The 17,135-nt window shown below is 41.3% G+C and carries 18 protein-coding genes; 9 read left to right on the forward strand and 9 right to left on the reverse strand.

All coding sequences use genetic code 11. The features are described from left to right. Positions 1-55: 55 nt before the first annotated feature. Positions 56-1,144, forward strand: a complete 1,089-nt coding sequence (locus ACR5KR_RS12985; RefSeq protein WP_445626171.1) for a T3SS effector HopA1 family protein — start codon at positions 56-58, stop codon at positions 1,142-1,144. Positions 1,145-1,350: 206 nt separating this feature from the next. On the opposite strand, the gene xth is transcribed toward ACR5KR_RS12985, so the two are convergent. After that, positions 1,351-2,133: an exodeoxyribonuclease III gene (gene xth / locus ACR5KR_RS12990; RefSeq protein WP_322738259.1), complete on the reverse strand. Its 783-nt coding sequence runs from the start codon at positions 2,131-2,133 to the stop codon at positions 1,351-1,353. Between the two features lie 459 nt (positions 2,134-2,592). Here xth and ACR5KR_RS12995 point away from each other — a divergent pair, with 459 nt between their 5' ends. The 4 genes from ACR5KR_RS12995 to ACR5KR_RS13010 all read left to right on the forward strand — a co-directional run bounded on the left by ACR5KR_RS12995 (position 2,593) and on the right by ACR5KR_RS13010 (position 5,869). Further along, positions 2,593-3,663 (forward strand): glycosyltransferase family 4 protein, encoded by a 1,071-nt coding sequence (locus ACR5KR_RS12995; RefSeq protein WP_448266802.1) that lies wholly within the window; start codon positions 2,593-2,595, stop codon positions 3,661-3,663. A 55-nt stretch (positions 3,664-3,718) separates the two neighbouring features. Next, positions 3,719-3,904, forward strand: coding sequence for a hypothetical protein (locus ACR5KR_RS13000; RefSeq protein WP_104909358.1), 186 nt, complete (start codon positions 3,719-3,721; stop codon positions 3,902-3,904). Between the two features lie 107 nt (positions 3,905-4,011). Continuing rightward, on the forward strand, positions 4,012-5,034 hold the full coding sequence (locus ACR5KR_RS13005) for a zinc-dependent alcohol dehydrogenase (protein WP_448270187.1): 1,023 nt from the start codon (positions 4,012-4,014) through the stop codon (positions 5,032-5,034). 70 nt (positions 5,035-5,104) lie between these two features. Continuing rightward, positions 5,105-5,869, forward strand: coding sequence for an ABC transporter ATP-binding protein (locus tag ACR5KR_RS13010; protein ID WP_448266803.1), 765 nt, complete (start codon positions 5,105-5,107; stop codon positions 5,867-5,869). Positions 5,870-5,934: 65 nt separating this feature from the next. Here ACR5KR_RS13010 and ACR5KR_RS13015 read toward each other — a convergent pair whose 3' ends face one another. Next, on the reverse strand, positions 5,935-6,465 hold the full coding sequence (locus ACR5KR_RS13015) for an orange carotenoid protein N-terminal domain-containing protein (protein ID WP_445626168.1): 531 nt from the start codon (positions 6,463-6,465) through the stop codon (positions 5,935-5,937). Between the two features lie 220 nt (positions 6,466-6,685). Between ACR5KR_RS13015 and ACR5KR_RS13020 the strand changes: the two genes are divergently transcribed. After that, positions 6,686-7,063: a hypothetical protein gene (locus ACR5KR_RS13020; protein ID WP_448266804.1), complete on the forward strand. Its 378-nt coding sequence runs from the start codon at positions 6,686-6,688 to the stop codon at positions 7,061-7,063. Positions 7,064-7,204: 141 nt separating this feature from the next. On the opposite strand, the gene ACR5KR_RS13025 is transcribed toward ACR5KR_RS13020, so the two are convergent. After that, positions 7,205-7,840, reverse strand: a complete 636-nt coding sequence (locus ACR5KR_RS13025; RefSeq protein ID WP_322697244.1) for an HAD-IA family hydrolase — start codon at positions 7,838-7,840, stop codon at positions 7,205-7,207. Continuing rightward, a complete protein-coding gene (queG, locus tag ACR5KR_RS13030; protein WP_445626165.1) occupies positions 7,815-8,789 on the reverse strand; it encodes a tRNA epoxyqueuosine(34) reductase QueG in 975 nt (324 codons plus the stop codon). The genes ACR5KR_RS13025 and queG overlap by 26 nt, the downstream gene beginning before the upstream one ends. A 239-nt stretch (positions 8,790-9,028) precedes the next feature. Here queG and ACR5KR_RS13035 point away from each other — a divergent pair, with 239 nt between their 5' ends. Beyond that, positions 9,029-9,460 (forward strand): ketosteroid isomerase family protein, encoded by a 432-nt coding sequence (locus ACR5KR_RS13035; protein ID WP_445626164.1) that lies wholly within the window; start codon positions 9,029-9,031, stop codon positions 9,458-9,460. 342 nt (positions 9,461-9,802) lie between these two features. Here ACR5KR_RS13035 and ACR5KR_RS13040 read toward each other — a convergent pair whose 3' ends face one another. From ACR5KR_RS13040 to ACR5KR_RS13050, 3 genes are all read right to left on the reverse strand, one after another. Further along, positions 9,803-10,228: an ATP-binding protein gene (locus ACR5KR_RS13040; RefSeq protein ID WP_334912929.1), complete on the reverse strand. Its 426-nt coding sequence runs from the start codon at positions 10,226-10,228 to the stop codon at positions 9,803-9,805. Positions 10,229-10,231: 3 nt separating this feature from the next. After that, positions 10,232-11,905, reverse strand: coding sequence for a SpoIIE family protein phosphatase (locus tag ACR5KR_RS13045; protein ID WP_445626163.1), 1,674 nt, complete (start codon positions 11,903-11,905; stop codon positions 10,232-10,234). A 163-nt stretch (positions 11,906-12,068) separates the two neighbouring features. Beyond that, positions 12,069-12,788, reverse strand: a complete 720-nt coding sequence (locus ACR5KR_RS13050) for a response regulator (protein ID WP_448266805.1) — start codon at positions 12,786-12,788, stop codon at positions 12,069-12,071. A 423-nt stretch (positions 12,789-13,211) separates the two neighbouring features. Between ACR5KR_RS13050 and ACR5KR_RS13055 the strand changes: the two genes are divergently transcribed. Together ACR5KR_RS13055 and ftsE are read left to right on the forward strand one after the other, a co-directional pair. Then, the gene (locus ACR5KR_RS13055) at positions 13,212-13,967 is read left to right on the forward strand and encodes a WecB/TagA/CpsF family glycosyltransferase (RefSeq protein WP_445632007.1); all 756 of its coding nucleotides are present in this window, start codon (positions 13,212-13,214) and stop codon (positions 13,965-13,967) included. 226 nt (positions 13,968-14,193) lie between these two features. Beyond that, on the forward strand, positions 14,194-14,937 hold the full coding sequence (ftsE, locus tag ACR5KR_RS13060) for a cell division ATP-binding protein FtsE (protein WP_448266806.1): 744 nt from the start codon (positions 14,194-14,196) through the stop codon (positions 14,935-14,937). 143 nt (positions 14,938-15,080) lie between these two features. Here ftsE and ACR5KR_RS13065 read toward each other — a convergent pair whose 3' ends face one another. Beyond that, positions 15,081-15,854, reverse strand: a complete 774-nt coding sequence (locus ACR5KR_RS13065; RefSeq protein WP_448266807.1) for an armadillo-type fold-containing protein — start codon at positions 15,852-15,854, stop codon at positions 15,081-15,083. 186 nt (positions 15,855-16,040) lie between these two features. Beyond that, entirely contained in the window at positions 16,041-16,625 is a 585-nt protein-coding gene (locus ACR5KR_RS13070; protein ID WP_448266808.1) for a hypothetical protein, read from the reverse strand. Positions 16,626-17,135: the final 510 nt, after the last annotated feature.

Below are 17,135 nucleotides of genomic sequence, written 5' to 3' on the forward strand. Positions count from 1 at the left end.
TGTATTCCGACTCCTGAATTCTAATTTTGTTAAAGTTTGATTTCTGAATGGATTAATGCTAAATTCCTCTATCAATCAATCGCTGAATTCTCTATTTGATATTGCTCAGAATATCCAGATTGAGTCAAATTTTTGTATTTACCATCCCAATTATCAACCCTTCGGTCTGCCGACTAAAATAGCCGATAGATTTCAGCAAAATTCTGTAGATTTACAACAGAAGTATCTCACTCTCCTGCTGCGAAATTTTCTCTATGGAATCTATTACAATGGCTCCCTGCAAAGTACTTTGGCAGTCAATACTGATAATACTAATCGCCCGCAAAAGCATAATTTAGCAGATAATTCTATTTTAGAGATTGACTGGGACTTTTACGAGCAACTGCACGCCAGTAATCACGGCATAGGTTACTTTGACCCTCAATGGCAGGTGTTGCGGAAAGAACCTGATGGGACTATGGCGGTGACTAAAGGTGGTTTAACACTTTATGTTGAGCCAGATTGTCATCTAGAATCCAGTAAGAAATCTACCAAAGTTGGTGATATGGTAGCAATCTGGATGCCCAAAAATCGACTGCAAAATGGCTGTTACTTAGCAGTTAGCAATGTTGGACAGGAACGGCAAAGCAACCCAGACGCCGATTTAGGAGCAGGGCGAATCTACTTTAACTTTACGGCATCTGGTGCGATCGCTCTCATGGAAAGCTTGACGCTGCAACTAAATGCAGCCTCGATTCCCTTTAGCTTTCAAGTTCTCCACAACCCCTCTGCATACGGACGCTATGATTCGGGGCTACTTTACTTTGAACTGCCCGACTATCCAGCAATCCGCGCAATCCTTCAGACTGTTTATATCAAAAATCAATTTCATTTCCAGCCCGAAATTCCTTTGTTTACCAAATTTTTAGCTCCAGGGTTAGGTTTAGCCGAAGAACCAACCCAAAAATTTGCCGCACAAGAAAGTTTTGGGATGAACCGTTGCCAAATCGTCGCAAATGCTTTGTTGGAAGCTTGGCAAAAAGGTAAAAATGCAATGGAGGAAAGGATGAGGGTTATTGACCAACACTTTGCGCGGCATCTAATAGATTTACAGCGTCCTTATCTCAATCCCAGTTCTGAGGATATATATCAGCCGTTAAATTGATTAATTGATTGATTGGGCATGGGGCATTATTTGTCATTTGTCACTTGTACTGAGCAAAGTCGTTGGCGCAGCCTCTCGTAGAGAAGTATTTGTCATTTGTCATTTGTCATTAGTTATTCTCCCCTGCTCCCACTTCGGCTACGCTCAGTGACCACCTGCTTTCTGGTCAGTGAGCGTAGCCGAAGTGCTGCTCCTCCAATCTCCATTCAAAATTCCACAATTACCGGCACATGGTCGCTAGGTTGAGTTAATTTTCTCGGCGCGACATCAATAATGCAACTTGTAGCACGCTCATACAGGATGGGCGTGAGATAGTGATGGTCAATCCGCCAACCTAAGTTACGACGGAAGGCAGCAGAGCGATAATCCCACCAGCTATAATTTCCACCTTCTGTGGTGAATTTGCGAAAAGCATCGGCAAATCCCAATTTCAGAATATCCCGTAAGGCTTGGCGCTCTGTTTCTGTTGCCATAATGTGATTTTCTGTACTCACTTGCTCGTGAATATCCTTATCTTCCAAGGCGATATTGAAGTCGCCGCAGACACAAATTGCGGATTCTGACAACACCAGCAATCGCAAATACTCGTGTAGCGCTGTCAACCAACGCAGTTTGTATTCGTATTTCTCCGTTCCTACCGCTGCGCCATTAGGAACATATAAGTTTACAATCCGCACGCCATCAATTACACCTGTAATCACGCGCTTTTGCTCGTCCCATTCGTGATGTAAATCTGGCAAAATCGCCCTAAACCCGCTACTGACATTTAGGAGTGGTTGGCGGCTAATCAGGGCTACACCGTTATAAGATTTTTGCCCTGACATATAAAGGTTATACCCTAACTGCTCAAAAGGCGATCGCGGAAATTCAGCATCCACAACTTTGGTTTCTTGCAAGCAGAGAACATCAACAGGATTTAGGGTTAACCAATCGATAACCTGTTCAAGGCGAGTGCGAATTGAGTTGACGTTCCAAGTAGCGATTTTCATTAGTTAATTATCAGAATTTTTGTAAATTACTAATTACAAATTGTGTAATTATTGTACAGTTACTTAATATTTATATTTACTGTTATCTTTCCCAATTACCTTTAAATGAAGCTTTAATGGCTTGATCCCATTGAATATTTTAGTATTGTCAGCTACCAAATATTCAATTTTGTAAGTTCTGCTACAAAACATTCTACCTCTTTATGATCCCCAAGACAGATGCAACAAATAATAGGTTAGCTATACGGTTAGAAGTGTAGCTCAGAGTTGACTTTTGCCGATAGTCAGTTAGATTTGTTGGCAGCAATTTTGCGTTACGGTTAACCGTTATTGCGCTTTTGATAGCCTGTTAGGTTAATTTAAATGTCAAAAGAGTAAGTACAAATGCTCTTTACTCATAAAATAATGATGTTGCTCATTATGTTGAGGACAATTTCATAGACTGAACCAGAAAAACTTATGAAAATCGCTCAGGTTGCCCCCTTATGGGAAAGGGTTCCACCTCCTAATTATGGAGGAATAGAATTGGTAGTGAGTCGCTTGACTGATGAACTTGTTCGTCGCGGTCATGAGGTAACTTTATTTGCCTCTGGTGATTCTCAAACTTTGGCTCATTTAGAAGCAGTTTATCCACGTGCATTACGCTTAGACCCAAATGTGAAAGAGTATGCAGTGTATGAAATGTTAGAACTAAGCCAAGTTTACCAGCGTGCCGACCAATTCGATATCATCCATTCTCATGTAGGAATTTCGGCATTACCTTTAGCGAATTTGATAACAGCAACTGCTACAGTCCACACTCTGCACAATAATTTTACAACTGACAACCGTCACGCATTTACTTATTACCAAAAGCAACCATACATCAGCATTAGTAATTCGCAGCGTCAAATCGATCTTAATTATGTTGGCACGGTCTATAACGGAATTGAGTTAGCAGATTATCCATTTGTAGCTCAACCCTTAGAACCTCCATATTTAGCATTTTTAGGTCGTTTTTCGCCAGATAAAGGCCCCCACCATGCGATCGCCATTGCTAAACAAAGTGGTTGGCGCTTGAAGATGGCAGGAAAGGTTGATGCAGAAAACTCGGAGTTTTTTGAAAAAGAGATTGTCTCTCACATAGACAGCGAGCAGATCGAATATCTCGGTGAAATTAACCACACTGAAAAAACTGAACTTCTGGGTAATGCTGCGATAACTCTTTTTCCCATCAGCTGGCAAGAACCTTTTGGCTTAGTAATGATTGAATCAATGGCAAGTGGTACGCCAGTAATTGCTATGAATTTCGGCTCCGTACCTGAAGTTATTGCCCACGGTAAAACAGGTTTTATCTGCAATAGCTATGCAGAAATGGCGGCAATGATTCCACCAGCTTTGGAACTTAATCGTCAAACCTGTCGAAAATACGTAGAAAACAACTTTAGCGTTAGCCAAATGGTTAACGGATATGAAGCTGTTTACAGACAAATTATAAAAGACCGCATAGAATCGAATGGCCGCATTCATGCAGCTAACATTCAGTTTTAATCAACTGCTTTTTTGACTTAGTTTAAAACAACAATTTTTTAAGGAGGACATTGGTATGAGTACGAGAGCCAACACTTGCCCATGCTGCGGTGGTTCCCTCCTGCGTCATGCCCGTCATGGTGAACTCTATTGGTTTTGCCTGTCATGCCGACAAGAAGTACCGCTGTTAACTGCTACTCGCCTGCCTAATGTGGAAACCCGAAACACCGGAGTAGTTCCTCAGCCAGCGGTGAATACCTAGTTTTTGAATATATAAAAGCTACTAAAAATCAATACTGATTTAGTTTAAACCTATCAATAAGCCTCAACTGATAAAATCGGATGGAGCTAATTAATAGGTTTAAAGTTTTGTTAGCAGCGTTACTTTATGGTCAAGAAAATTTACGCCTAGAGGAAGTTTCTGACCCGACTCCGGCGGCTGGAGAGGTTGTAATCCAAGTGGGGGCTGCAACAACTTGCGGTACTGATTTAAAAGTCTGGCGGCGTGGTGGTCATGCCAGGATGCTAATCCCGCCAACCCTGTTTGGTCACGAAGCGGCTGGGCAAATTGTTGCCTTGGGTAGAGGAGTGACAAATTGGCAAGTAGGCGATCGCGTTGTCGCTAATAATTCTGCTCCATGCATGAAATGCTTTTTTTGTCAACGTCAAGAATATTCCTTATGTCCAAATTTGACCTGGAATAATGGTACCTTTGCCCAATACTTGAAAATTCCTGCACCGATAGTAGAACATAATTTGTTGCAGATTCCCGATGAGTTACCGTGGGAATTGGCAGCGATGACAGAACCTTTAGCTTGTGTGTTGCATGGTGTAGCGCGTTCTAATATTAAGCCCAAAGATAAAGTAGTCGTGTTAGGAGATGGGGCGATCGGGTTAATGTTTGTGGCGGCGTTGAGTGAGAAAGCTGAGGTTTTGCTGTGGGGAGGTAATAACCACAGACTAGAAATTGGTCAGAAATTGGGTGCAACCCAGACTTTTAATTATCATCAAATCTCAGAGATTCCCAGTGTAGTGAAAGAACTTACCCAAGGATGGGGTGCAGATGTAGTAATTGAAGCCACCGGTGTCCCAAGTGTTTGGGAAACTGCGATCGCCTGCGCCCGTCCTGGTGCAACAGTCAACTTATTCGGTGGATGTCCACGAAATACCAGCATTACTGTGAATACAGAACAGCTACACTATAGCGAACTTACTATCAAAGGCGTGTTTCATAATACACCAGAGTATGTGCGATCGGCCCTTGCACTCATAGCTAGTCGCAAAATTCCCTTTGAGTTACTTATTAGCGAACAACGACCATTAAAAGATTTAGAACAGGTGTTTTGTGAAATGAAAGCGCGTAAAGTAATTAAGGTAGCAATGATTCCTTAGTTAACCCGTCTTATGGATTAATCAAATTTTTATAATAATTGCATCTCTACCACCTAATAACTAAATCCTTATGGCAAACACTATTTCAATTACCGATTCTTTAGTTCCTAATCCCGTTCCTAAATCAACAATTATTCGTTTAGAGAATATCTTTAAAATATATGGCAGTGGCGAAACTGAAGTTAAAGCACTTAGCGATGTGAATTTAACTATCCACGAGGGCGAATATTGTTCAATTATGGGACCATCTGGTTCAGGTAAATCTACAGCCATGAATATTATCGGCTGTCTAGATCGACCCACAGGCGGACATTATTATTTAGATAATATTGATGTGGCGCAAATGGATGATAAATCCTTGGCACACATCCGTAATAAAAAGCTGGGTTTTGTCTTTCAACAATTCCATTTATTACCTCAACTCACAGCATTAGAAAATGTGATGCTACCAATGGTTTATGCTAGTGTGAATCCGAAAGAAAGAAGCGATCGCGCTACAGTTGCCTTGACGCGAGTAGGTTTAGCAAATCGCCTCAACAATAAACCCACTCAACTATCTGGCGGACAACAACAAAGAGTAGCGATCGCCCGTGCGATCGTCAATCGTCCCCTGGTACTCCTCGCCGATGAACCTACAGGCGCACTTGATTCGCGCACAACCCAAGAAGTCTTAGATATTTTTGGCGAACTCAATGCCAGTGGAATTACAGTTGTCATGGTGACACATGAACCAGAAGTCGCCCGTCAAACCCAGCGCATCGTTTGGTTCCGTGATGGTCAAGTAGTACACTCCAACCTCACCCCAGCCGACTTGAGTCAGTTAGCTGTCTCGTAAGTTCTAAAAGTCCGCAGAGGCGGACTTTAGTTTGTGTTGCAGCGACTCTAGTCGCCAAGTGAAGATTATAAACTTGATGTTTTCCCAGTTTCTGCTTGCGTTGCGATCGGCTTAACATCGGTGTAACCTACTTCACCAGCTATTGTCCGAAACACTGACATTTGCTCTTCAAAATCTAGTCCTTCAATTTGGGAAAGCAGATCGTTAACTGCCTTACTTGGCTGGTAGCTAGCTGGTATTCCAACCACTGTATCTCCCATAGCTACCGCCCAAGCATACCAAACTAGCAACTGGTTATTTTCTTTTATCGCCCCATAAGCACGAGAATATTCTGTGTCTTTGCGGTTAACAATATCCCGCATAATTTCTAGTTGCTCATCGTCGGATAATTTAAAATAATCTCCTAGTAGAAGTGGTGCTAACTCTGGTTCGGCCGCAGCAGGGGCAGCTGGTGTGATAGAATCACCCATTTTTTTATAAACAAAATAGAACCAGGCTAATTTGGCATCGGTATCTAAGGCGTTAAACGCATCCACCAATTTTTGAGTTTCATTGCTCTGAGCTTGAGAAATAGTTTTATCGTAACTTGCAGTCATTATTGTTTGTCTCCAAAATAATTTAATAGGCCAAACTAAGTGGTATCAAAGTTTGATCGTCAGATTCTACTACCGATAGAAATAGTTAAATTAATTGGAAATTCTAGCTTTAATCTACCTTTTAATAGAGGTAAAAGTCTCCCCCAGGAAGCAAGAAAGCAGCACATTACTTGGCTATAATCGCTCTGAAGCAATAAAAAATTTACCTAAGGTTTTAATTATGCCTGATGAAGAAGTGAAGCCCAATTTAAATGAAGCTTCCACCCAGGATGCACAATTAGCTGCCGATAACATAGCTAGTGGTGAAGAAGAAGCGCCAACGGTGGATTTTGATGCTGATTATACAGCTGCACAAAAATTCAGCGTAAGTGAAGTCGATCGCACAGGTAAAGGTGCAGCAGCAGCCGAAGCAGCTACTGCACCTGAACAGAAAACCTCTCAGCCACAAAAGACAACAACTCAAACTCAGTCAACTGGCAATCCTGATGATTTTAAAGAGTCAGCAAAAGAAGTTGGGAATTCTCAGACTGAGGTTGTAACCGATGTTAGTGATGATTTAGTAGAAGAAGCTTTGGAAAAGGGTGAACGGAAAAATTAATTTTCCCTGATATTTTGCTATTTTGTCAGATGGGCAATGTCACCAATATGAAAATTGAAGTTCTCAGTATTGGTAGACATTGCCCACTCTAGTGTTTGGATCGATTGTTCATCCGCTTTTAACTATTTGACTATTTATTAATTAACGACTGTTCATCACTTCTAGTAGTTCGCTAGGTTGCTGAATTAAATAATCTGGATTTTGCTTGGCTAGTACTTCCGGTGAGTTAAAGCCCCAAGTGACTGCAATCACTTGGATATTTGCTTTTTTTGATGCTTCTATATCTCTGGTTTCATCTCCAACATAAATAACCTCTTGAGGTTTGAGTTGCTTTTGCCTCAAGACATTATTTATAATAGTTGTCTTGCCAAAAATTGTAATTCCTGAGTAAATAAAATCAAATAGGTGATTTAAATCATTGATTGTGAGGAATTGCGTAACATTTTCTTTAGAATTAGAAGTGATAATACCCAGTTTATATCCTTGATTTTGGAGTTCTGTTAATGCTTCCTTAATACCCAGAATGGGCTTTAATTCTGGTATTTTGTTTTTTAATTCCCCTTTAACTTGTTTAACTAGAAAAGGGATCTTAAATAGAGAAACTCCTGAGTACTTAATGATTTCCCTAGATGTTAAGTTTTTGAGAAAGGCTAATTGTTCTGGGCTTATTTGTTTATAACCAAAGTCTATAGCTAAACGATTAGCAATACTTACAAGGGCATCTACTGTATCAGCAATTGTGCCATCAAAATCAAAAATAATTACTTTCTGGGTCATTCTTCTGCTTGGATGCGTCAAGATTAGCTAGGGCGTTGCGTCGTAACATTTCTGGCTTAATCCGCCGCAAGGCAGATGCTGGAAATCGTTTATCCCACTCCCGATCTGAGATTTGGGCTAATTCTAGCAGGTGGGGAGCAATATTCACTGGATTTGGCTGAAACTCTTCAATATCAGTTGTTTGGGCAAAACGTTGATTCCAAGGACAAACATCTTGGCAAATATCGCAACCAGCAACCCAACCTTGCAAATGAGGTGCGATCGCCTCTGGCAATTCCTTGTCACGATTTTCAATGGTATGATAAGCAATGCAGCGATTAGCATCGACAACAAAAGGCTGAGTAATTGCACCTGTAGGACAAGCCTGAAGACAACGAGTACAGCTACCGCAGTGTTCTGTGTGTGGGCGATCGCTCTCTAATTCTAAATTGGTCAACACTTCTCCCAAAAATACCCAAGAGCCATATTCTGGTGTAATCACATTACCATTCTTGGCAATCCAACCAATTCCGGCAAGTTGTGCCAACACTTTATCTTGCACGGGGCCAGTATCTGCATAATAAAGAGCTAATACGCCTGGATCGAGTGATTTTAGCCAAATAGATAGCTGCTTGAGTTTTCTATGCATCACCTTGTGATAATCCCTTCCCCAACCATAACGGGAAATTTTGGCGTATTCCTCACTTTCAGGACGTTGATGTGGTGTGTAGTAATTCAGCGCTACACACACTAGCGATCGCACCTCTGGCATCACTAAACGGATATCCTGACGCTTTGGATTAGCCATCCATTTCATATCAGCGTGATAACCTAGTTCAATCCATGCTTGCAACCTCTGCGCTTCTGTGGCATTTACCCGATCTACAGCAGTAATTCCAACTTTGTGAAAGCCCAACTCGCTGGCTTTTTCTTTCACTAGACTGCTGCTCGTTACAGAATACTGATTCATTTTTTTTATCTGGATTTTGCCTAAATAAAGGCGTTTTAATTATATATGATGTAGCCAATACCTTTAATTAAGATTTTTTAACTGCCCGATATATAGCCTGTCTTAAACTGCACAGTAGTTCAAAACTTCTATCGTTAGGAAGATTTATTAAGATGTAGCAATCTATTTCAATAGCAGCTTTTTTTTTACTTATTTTTGTATTGAAATTAATATTCAGATAGGATAATACAGGTAATTTTATGACCTCTGCTGAATTTATATCGCCAGCGCAGTTTCAAGCAGAATTCCAGATTGAGGGAATTACAGAATCAAGCGTACTGCGTTATTTTGAAACCTTAAATGCAGGAGAATTTGAGGCAACTGCTGCCTTATTTGCGATAGATGGTGTGATGCGTCCGCCATTTGAATCCGATCTTGTCGGGACAGATGCGATCGCAGCCTACTTAAAACAAGAAGGTCAAAACATCAAAGCTTACCCGAACACAGGAATAGCCGAGACTTTAGAAAATGGAGATATCCAAGTCCAGGTAACAGGCAAAGCACAAACTTCGTGGTGTAGTGTCAATGTCTTGTGGTTATTTATTCTCAACCAACAACGGCAAATTTCTTATATTAGAATCAAACTTTTAGCTTCCCCCCAAGAGTTACTTAATTTACGTCGTGAAAAGTAAATAGCAAATAACTACAAAGGGCAAAGTTTTAAACCAATATTTATCACCCAGTTACATAGGATTCATGGCTTTATTCTGATTCCTGAGTTCTGAATTCTTCCTCATAAATGCATAACTTGAAAAATAGTAATACCAATTTGAAAAAAGAATGCGACAGATACATACGGACATACCTTTGTTCTGTCTGGCTTTCTTAATGCATGAATTTTGTTAGAACCAGCGGCAAGCGAGTCCGCGTACCCCTACGGGCAAGCAAGCTACGCTTTTAGCGTCTGTCTGCGACAGGCTCTTCGCGTTCGTAGAGAGCGTCATTTTGAATGCGTGAATTGGTATAACTTTTGTCTATTGGACTAATTCAGGTAAAGTAGCTTCTAACTTCAGACAGTTAGCACCATTAACCTGCAACTTGTAATCTACTTTATCCATGAGACGATTCATAATCAGCCAACCATAACCACCTTCTTGCTTTTCCATCGGGTTTGGAGCGTAGTAGTTAGACATATCAAAGCCTTCGCCGTAGTCCCAAATTTCTAAGGCAAAATCCCGGTCTTTCACTTCTAAACGCAGCAATATGGGTAAATTTGGTTGCTCCTTGTGGGCATGACGGACTGCATTAGAGTAGGCTTCCACTAAAGCCAGTCTCAAACGACTTGATTGTCGCGACCAATCCACAGATTCCCCTAGCTGAATTTTCAAACATCCCAACAACCAGTTTTCAACAATATTTAGAAAATTCAAGTCGCTTGGTACATGAAGCTCACTTTTCATGACTTACAAAATCTCCAGTGAAAGTATAGTTTGATCGTCTTCTTGAACGTTATTATCTGCCTGGATGCGAGCTAGTAAATGGTTAAGAGAAAGTGGTTGTTGCTCTTGTTGTAAGAGTTGCCAAAGACCATCTTGATTCAGCATCGAACGGTTTACTGACTCAACCCCAACCTCAGTTTTTACTGTTGAATCAGGATTATTTGATACCATTGCTTCTGTAATTCCATCGCTGGCTAGTAACAATGTGTCTCCAGCAGCGAGAACCAAGCGACCAGACTGTGCCTGCCACTTAGGCAAAATCCCCAAAGGAACGCTGCGAACTTTCAGGTAATTGGGATTTTCGACTAAAGCACCTTGGCGTGACCATAATATTGGGTAAATATGACCAGCATTAGTGTAGACCAGTTCTTTTGTGCTAGGGGTATAACAAGCTAACACAAGAGTGACAAAATAATTGTTGCTAATTAAATCTTCACTGAGAGCGTGGTTGAGGTTCTGCATGACCACATTCGGCTCTGCTGGTGTCTCTTGAGATAATTCTCGGCGCAAAACTGAAATAATACTAGCCATAAATAAAGCTGCTGGGACGCCCTTGCCAGAAACGTCACCCACCGCTAACCACAAGTCGCCTTTGGGATGGACAAAAACTTCAAAAAAATCGCCTCCTACTTCTCGCGCTGGATAACAACAGGCTTGTACCTTCACACCTTTAATGTCAGGTAAACTTTGGCGTAGCAGATTGTATTGAATTTGGCGAGCCACCTCTAACTCAGTGTGAATCTGCTGTTGCTTTTCTTGGAGGCGTTGGTAGAATTTTGCTTGGGAGAGAGCTAAGGCTGCTTGTTCGGCAACACCTGCAATTAGTTGGATGTCTTCGTCTTCCCAAGGGCGATCGCGTCCCCATTGGTGGAGGGTTAGCACAGCCAACAGATGCTGATGGTAGCTAAGTGGCACAACTAGGTGATGACCAGGATTACCGTCATATATATCTTGAGCAAGTTGATAATGACGGGTTTCCAGCACCTTTTCTGTTAAAACACTGGAGTCGAAGGAGGAATCTAATAGATCGGATTTCGGATCGCGGTAGAAAAACTCGTCTTGTGTGAGGCGATCGCCCTCTACTGGTTTGAGCAAGCAACTGGTAGCTTCAAATGTTTCTCCAATAGTTGCGACAATTTTTTGCAGCATACTATCGTAGTCTAAAGATTCCCGAATCGCTGTTGTTACCGCATTAAACAAAGATTCTCGCCGTAGGGCCCGACGCAACTCTTGGGTGCGCTTCTTAACTAGGCGATATGTATCACTAGCTTGCTCAACTAAGCTTCTGAGCCGTTCTGGATTCCAGGGTTTGGTAATGTACTTGAATACCTGACCGGAGTTAATCGCATCTACCAAATCTTCAACATCAGTAAAACCAGTTAACAAAATCCGAATCGTGTCTGGAAACCGCTCTACGGTGCGACTAAAAAATTCAGTCCCATTCATTTCTGGCATTCTTTGGTCAGAAATAATTACCGCCATTTCGCCAAATTGATTCAAGATTTCCAAAGCACCAAAGGCATGATTGGCTTTATATACTTGAAAATCTCGCCTAAAAGTGCGGTAGAGTAAATCTAGGTTATCTGGCTCATCATCTACCACCATGAGCTTAGGTTTGTCCGTAACAATCTCAGCCATATTTGACTTTTGTTTTCATATATTTGAATGGCGAGATAGTATGATGTTTATCTCACCTAATAAATAAGAGAAAATCAGAGAAGTCATTTACTTTGAAAATATAACTTTTCAAAGCTGTGAGTTTCCCTTGATTATCCTCAATCGATCCACACCAAAATTAAATTTATCCAACTAACCCAGAACGCAAGGCGCGGACTGCTGCCTGGGTACGGTCATCGGCACATAGCTTATTCAAAATATTGCGAACGTGAGTTTTAACAGTGCCAACTGTGATGTAAAGTCTTTCCGCAATTACTGCATTACTACAACCTTCGACAATCAACTGTAACACTTCCAATTCCCTTTCTGTCAGGGTGTAAGGTTGAATTTCTTCCAAATTCTCAAAAGAATCTGGGTTAGGAACAATAATCTTGGAATCGACCAAAGCCGATTCCAACTTTTGAGGATTTTGTTGCGCTTGTTGTAATACAATCCGAGCGATCGCTGGATCGATCCAGGCGTTGCCATTGTAAGTTACTCGTACTGCTTCCAGCAAATTATCAAATTTGATATCTTTCATACAGTAAGAGTCTGCACCAGCGGCAAAAGCTGCCAACACCGCTTCTTTGTTATCCCGCAACGTCAAAATTAACACTTTTGTAACTAGCTGCTGGCCATTAGTAGTAGATTTTACCTCCCGTGTTAACTCAATGCCATCTTTATCTGGTAAACCAATATCGACAATGGCAATATCTGGTTGTAGCATTTTTAACATTTTTAGACCCTCAGCAGCATTAGCAGCTTCACCTACAACTTCAATTTCATCCTTTTGCTGTAGTGCTGTACGAATACCCACACGAGTTAGGTCATGATCTTCAATCAGAGCGATACGAATTTTACTCATAGCCAACTTCAGCCCGTTACACTATAATCATAAAGTCGAGTTTCGTGACATACTCCCACACTAGCTGCAAGCAGTATAGTGGGGGCTTTTATTCCCGGAACCAGAGTTGCGAGTTGAGCGTTTTATACTGAGTGAATTTACACTTTAACAATAAAAGTTGAACTGGTTTAGCCCAAGTACAAGCGCCCAAGATTAATAGACAGAGAAGTGAAATTAATTATGTGTTATCTAAAACCCTTATATATTACGTAGCAGGGCTGCGTATATACATTCTTGTTCACTATTATGTCTATTTAGTTTAATTATGCTTACTCTCGTTGCAGGGCAAAGGGGAATCTCTTTCGCCTAAGTTCTAATATAAAAAAATTTGATAAACTTAACATTCATGCAAAATCTGGTGTGAGTATTACTTAAGAATAGGCTATGTCTAACGGCAATCAAGCATTTTCAGTGTTGGGAATACCAGTTCATGTGATGGCTGACTATCCAGGCTGGTTGTTAGAATGCCTGCACACAGGCAGAGGAACTCATGTCGTAACGCTCAATGCAGAAATGACTATGCAGGCAGAGCGAAACCAATTATTAGCTCAGGTAATTAAAAATGCTGAACTAGTTATTCCAGATGGAGCTGGAGTGGTTCTGTATTTACGGTGGCTGTTATGGCAAAAAGTGCAGCGGTTTCCAGGGATTGAATTAGCAGAAAAACTTTTGCAAGCCCTTGGACAACAAAAGACAGGGACAAAGATATTTTTCTATGGAGGAGCGCCCGGAGTGGCGGCAAATGCGGCAGATTTTTGGCAGCAGCAAATTCCAGATTTGAATATAGTCGGCACTCACTCAGGCTACCATTCTCTAGAAGAAGAAGCACTATTGCGACAAACTCTGGCTCAATTGCAGCCACAAGTGATTTTTGTTGGTTTGGGAGTGCCGCGTCAAGAGTTATGGATTGCCGAAAACCGCCATTTGTGTCCCCAAGCAATTTGGATTGGCGTTGGTGGTAGTTTTGATATTTGGTCGGGAACTAAAACTCGCGCTCCCGCCTGGTTAGGAAATAATAATTTGGAATGGTTGTATCGCCTTTATCAAGAACCTTGGCGCTGGCGGCGGATGTTGGCTTTGCCAGCGTTTGCTGTGAAAGCATTTGTTTATCGTTTGACAGCAAGAGGTGCAATTAGTTAAGAGTGCTGAGTTATAAGTTCTGAGTTCTGTTAGCGGAAAGCTAAGGTTTAGCCCGTGCTGAGTTCTGGGTGTTCTTACTTAGTTAGTATTAAAGTCTTGAAAAACTTTTAAATTTTCTTTGTTGAAATTTAAATTCCCAGGCGAAACCTGGGAATCCTTATTTTGGGGAGAATGTTACATCTAAGCAGGCAAACTGTTTAGTTGTGGGTATGAGGAAAGTTTAACAATGCCAGTATTAACAACTCAAGTTAAGAAAGACTTTTCCGTTCACGGAGAAGACAGTGAAACTCAACAGCACGGTAGCAATACTACAAAGGTACAATTGCAATCTGTAACCAAGACTTATGCTAATGGCACTCACGCCTTATTGAATGCAAACCTTGAGGTAAAAAAGGGAGAATTTCTGTTTATCACGGGGCCAAGTGGTTCTGGTAAATCAACGCTCTTGAAACTACTATATGGCCAGGAGTTTCCTACACAGGGAGAAGTAATTGTTGATGAATGTAATGTAGCGGATTTGCGGGGCGATCGCTTGTCATTATTGCGGCGACGAATTGGTATTGTGTTTCAAGACTACAAACTCATTACCCAACGAACAGTAGCAGAAAATGTCACTTTTGTGCTGCAAGCTCAAGGGTATACCCGTAAAGAAATTCAACGACGTTTAGAACCAACCTTAAAGTTGGTAGGTTTGCTGAGTAAAGCTGACTACTTTCCAGATCAACTGTCTGGAGGAGAGCAACAGCGGGTGAGTATTGCCCGTGCGATCGTTGGTACACCACCCCTACTGTTGGCCGATGAACCTACTGGAAATCTCGATCCAGATAATTCTTGGCAAGTAATCCAGATTCTCCAGAAGTTAAATTCCTTTGGGGCTACGGTAATTGTCACTACCCACGATGAACAATTGGTACGCAGGTGCAATCATCCGGTAGTGCAAGTTCGTAATGGAACGTTGTCTCGAAAATAGTTATTTGTCATTGGTCATTGGTCATTGGTCATTAGTCATTAGTCATTGGTCACTTGTACTGAGCGTAGTCGTTGGCGCAGCCTCTCGTAGAGAAGTATTGGTCATTGGTCATTTGCAAAGGACAAAGGACAAAGGACAAAGGACTAATAAACGTGGTGTTTGACTTTTGATGATACGGGTACGAAAGGTACTGCTGTTTTGGGGGGTGGGACTTGTAGGCGATCGCAGGCTTGTAAACTCTTAAAAGCTGCCTCTCGCACTACAACTTCTTCCTCTCGACTGAGTAGGAGTTGCAAGCATTGGACAATATTTTGCTGCACTGAAGAGTCAACTCGCTTACGGCTGATGAATTTACTTAGTTGACCTAGAGCAATCAACCGCTTCAATGGATCTTTTTCTGTTAAATTCATCAACAAGCGATCGAGGTGGTCTTCTTCTCGATTTTCATAGAAGTTGACAATTTGCCATACCAATAAAATTAAAGTTAACAGGGTTCCCACACCTTGAGCGATCGCACCAGCAGCAATCCAGTGACTGTGAGAGTCGGCCCATATTGCCGCTGCCATGTAAGTGCTGACAGTAGCAATACCACCACTGATGACTGCTAAAACTAACCGACGATTTGAACTATTTAAGAACTTACGTATTTTAGACCAGCGCAATTGCCAGTCCCACTCCTGCATTGAGTAAACCAATACCATTACTCCAATGCCGATCAAAAGAGCCAGTAGCAGTTTCCAGTTCCACAACAACATGGCAATGATAATTGTCAGGAACCCAAGAAAGCCCCCAGGGCCAGAGAAACGTTTAAATGTTTGCTGCTTTATGGCTCCCTTTGTCTTGAATTTTGGAAGCGACCAGTTCCAGTTGGGGATTTGGTTGATCAATTGCTGCCAAGAAGACGAAGCCTGTGCCACAGTGTTTACCTACTTGATTATGAAATTACCTATTGTATAAGTTTTACTATGGATAAAGAAAGAATGAAGGCTGAAATCACAAAATGCCCGATTTAATAGACGGATAGTAGACTAATACAGCACAGCGCCAATTAACATACCATTTTCAATCGCTCAGAGCAAGGGCATCTTGTAGGTAAGTCTTAATTAAAGACAAAAACGAAAGTTATCAAGGGTGAATTGCCCATCAAAAGTACAAAAGGTAACGCTGTAAATGTTATTCACATTTATAGATAATAAGGTATTGGGGGAAATTGGCGAGTCGGAATTGGCAAGATTAGAGCCTGGTAGTGCAGTTTGAGCGAGTAGTTGCCGATCGCGATCGTAGGCGGAAAGCACTAGCCGTTGCGAACTAGTGACAAAGGCGCTAACCGAGTTCACTGGACGCAAGAAGGTAGCTTCTAAAAATCCGCTTTTGGGCGCTCCCATTAAGACTATTAGCCCTGAATAGGTTGGAAATGCTGGATTTGATGGCTGTATTGCTAGACAATTGTGAAAAATAACTCCCCAACGTTCATATTGGCGCTCTACCGCTTCAAAACACTTCAAGTCTTCTAAGTCTAAACAAATACAAGTAGGTACAGTAAGTCTGGTAGCATCAAGAGCTGGTTCAACCTCACCCCGCCTAGCTGAAGCTTTAATTTCGTTTTGTATATTCGAGTTGTCAAGCGCAAATTTAGGGTCTTCAATCGTTGGTAGTTTATTTGATTGAAGAGTAGCCTGCTTTACCATGACATCCCGCCTTACTATTACTTAGATGAAATTAGATTATTTATACATTAAAAGCTGTAGTTTCTACATATATAAGTAGAATTAACAGGTTATTAAAATAAGCGTTTTAACTATTTTTGACGTGTTGACGCTCAAAATTATTTATCGGTTTTTTGATAGACTACCATAAAAACTTATGCTGGATTCACGCTGGAGCGATCCTCGTTACCATGAAAAACCCTTATAAAACAGTAATTTCAACGTTCCGTTACTTTATTTTTATGAAAAAAAGCACCAAATCTTTACAAGTAATCCAGTAATTTTATATCTACTTAATCTGACGCTAGCGAGAAGTCTGAGAGTGATTGGTTCGCTGATAATAACAATGAGTGGGGAGTTTGAACTAGACACATGAAGAATGCTGAGTTAGAAGACTGCCTACAAAGGACGTTGCTCTTACTAAGTACACAAATATTAAGTGCTTTTTAATTTACTCAGCACTGAGTGCGGTCAACATCTAGGGTGACTAAA

Source organism: Nostoc sp. DSM 114159, from assembly GCF_053470285.1.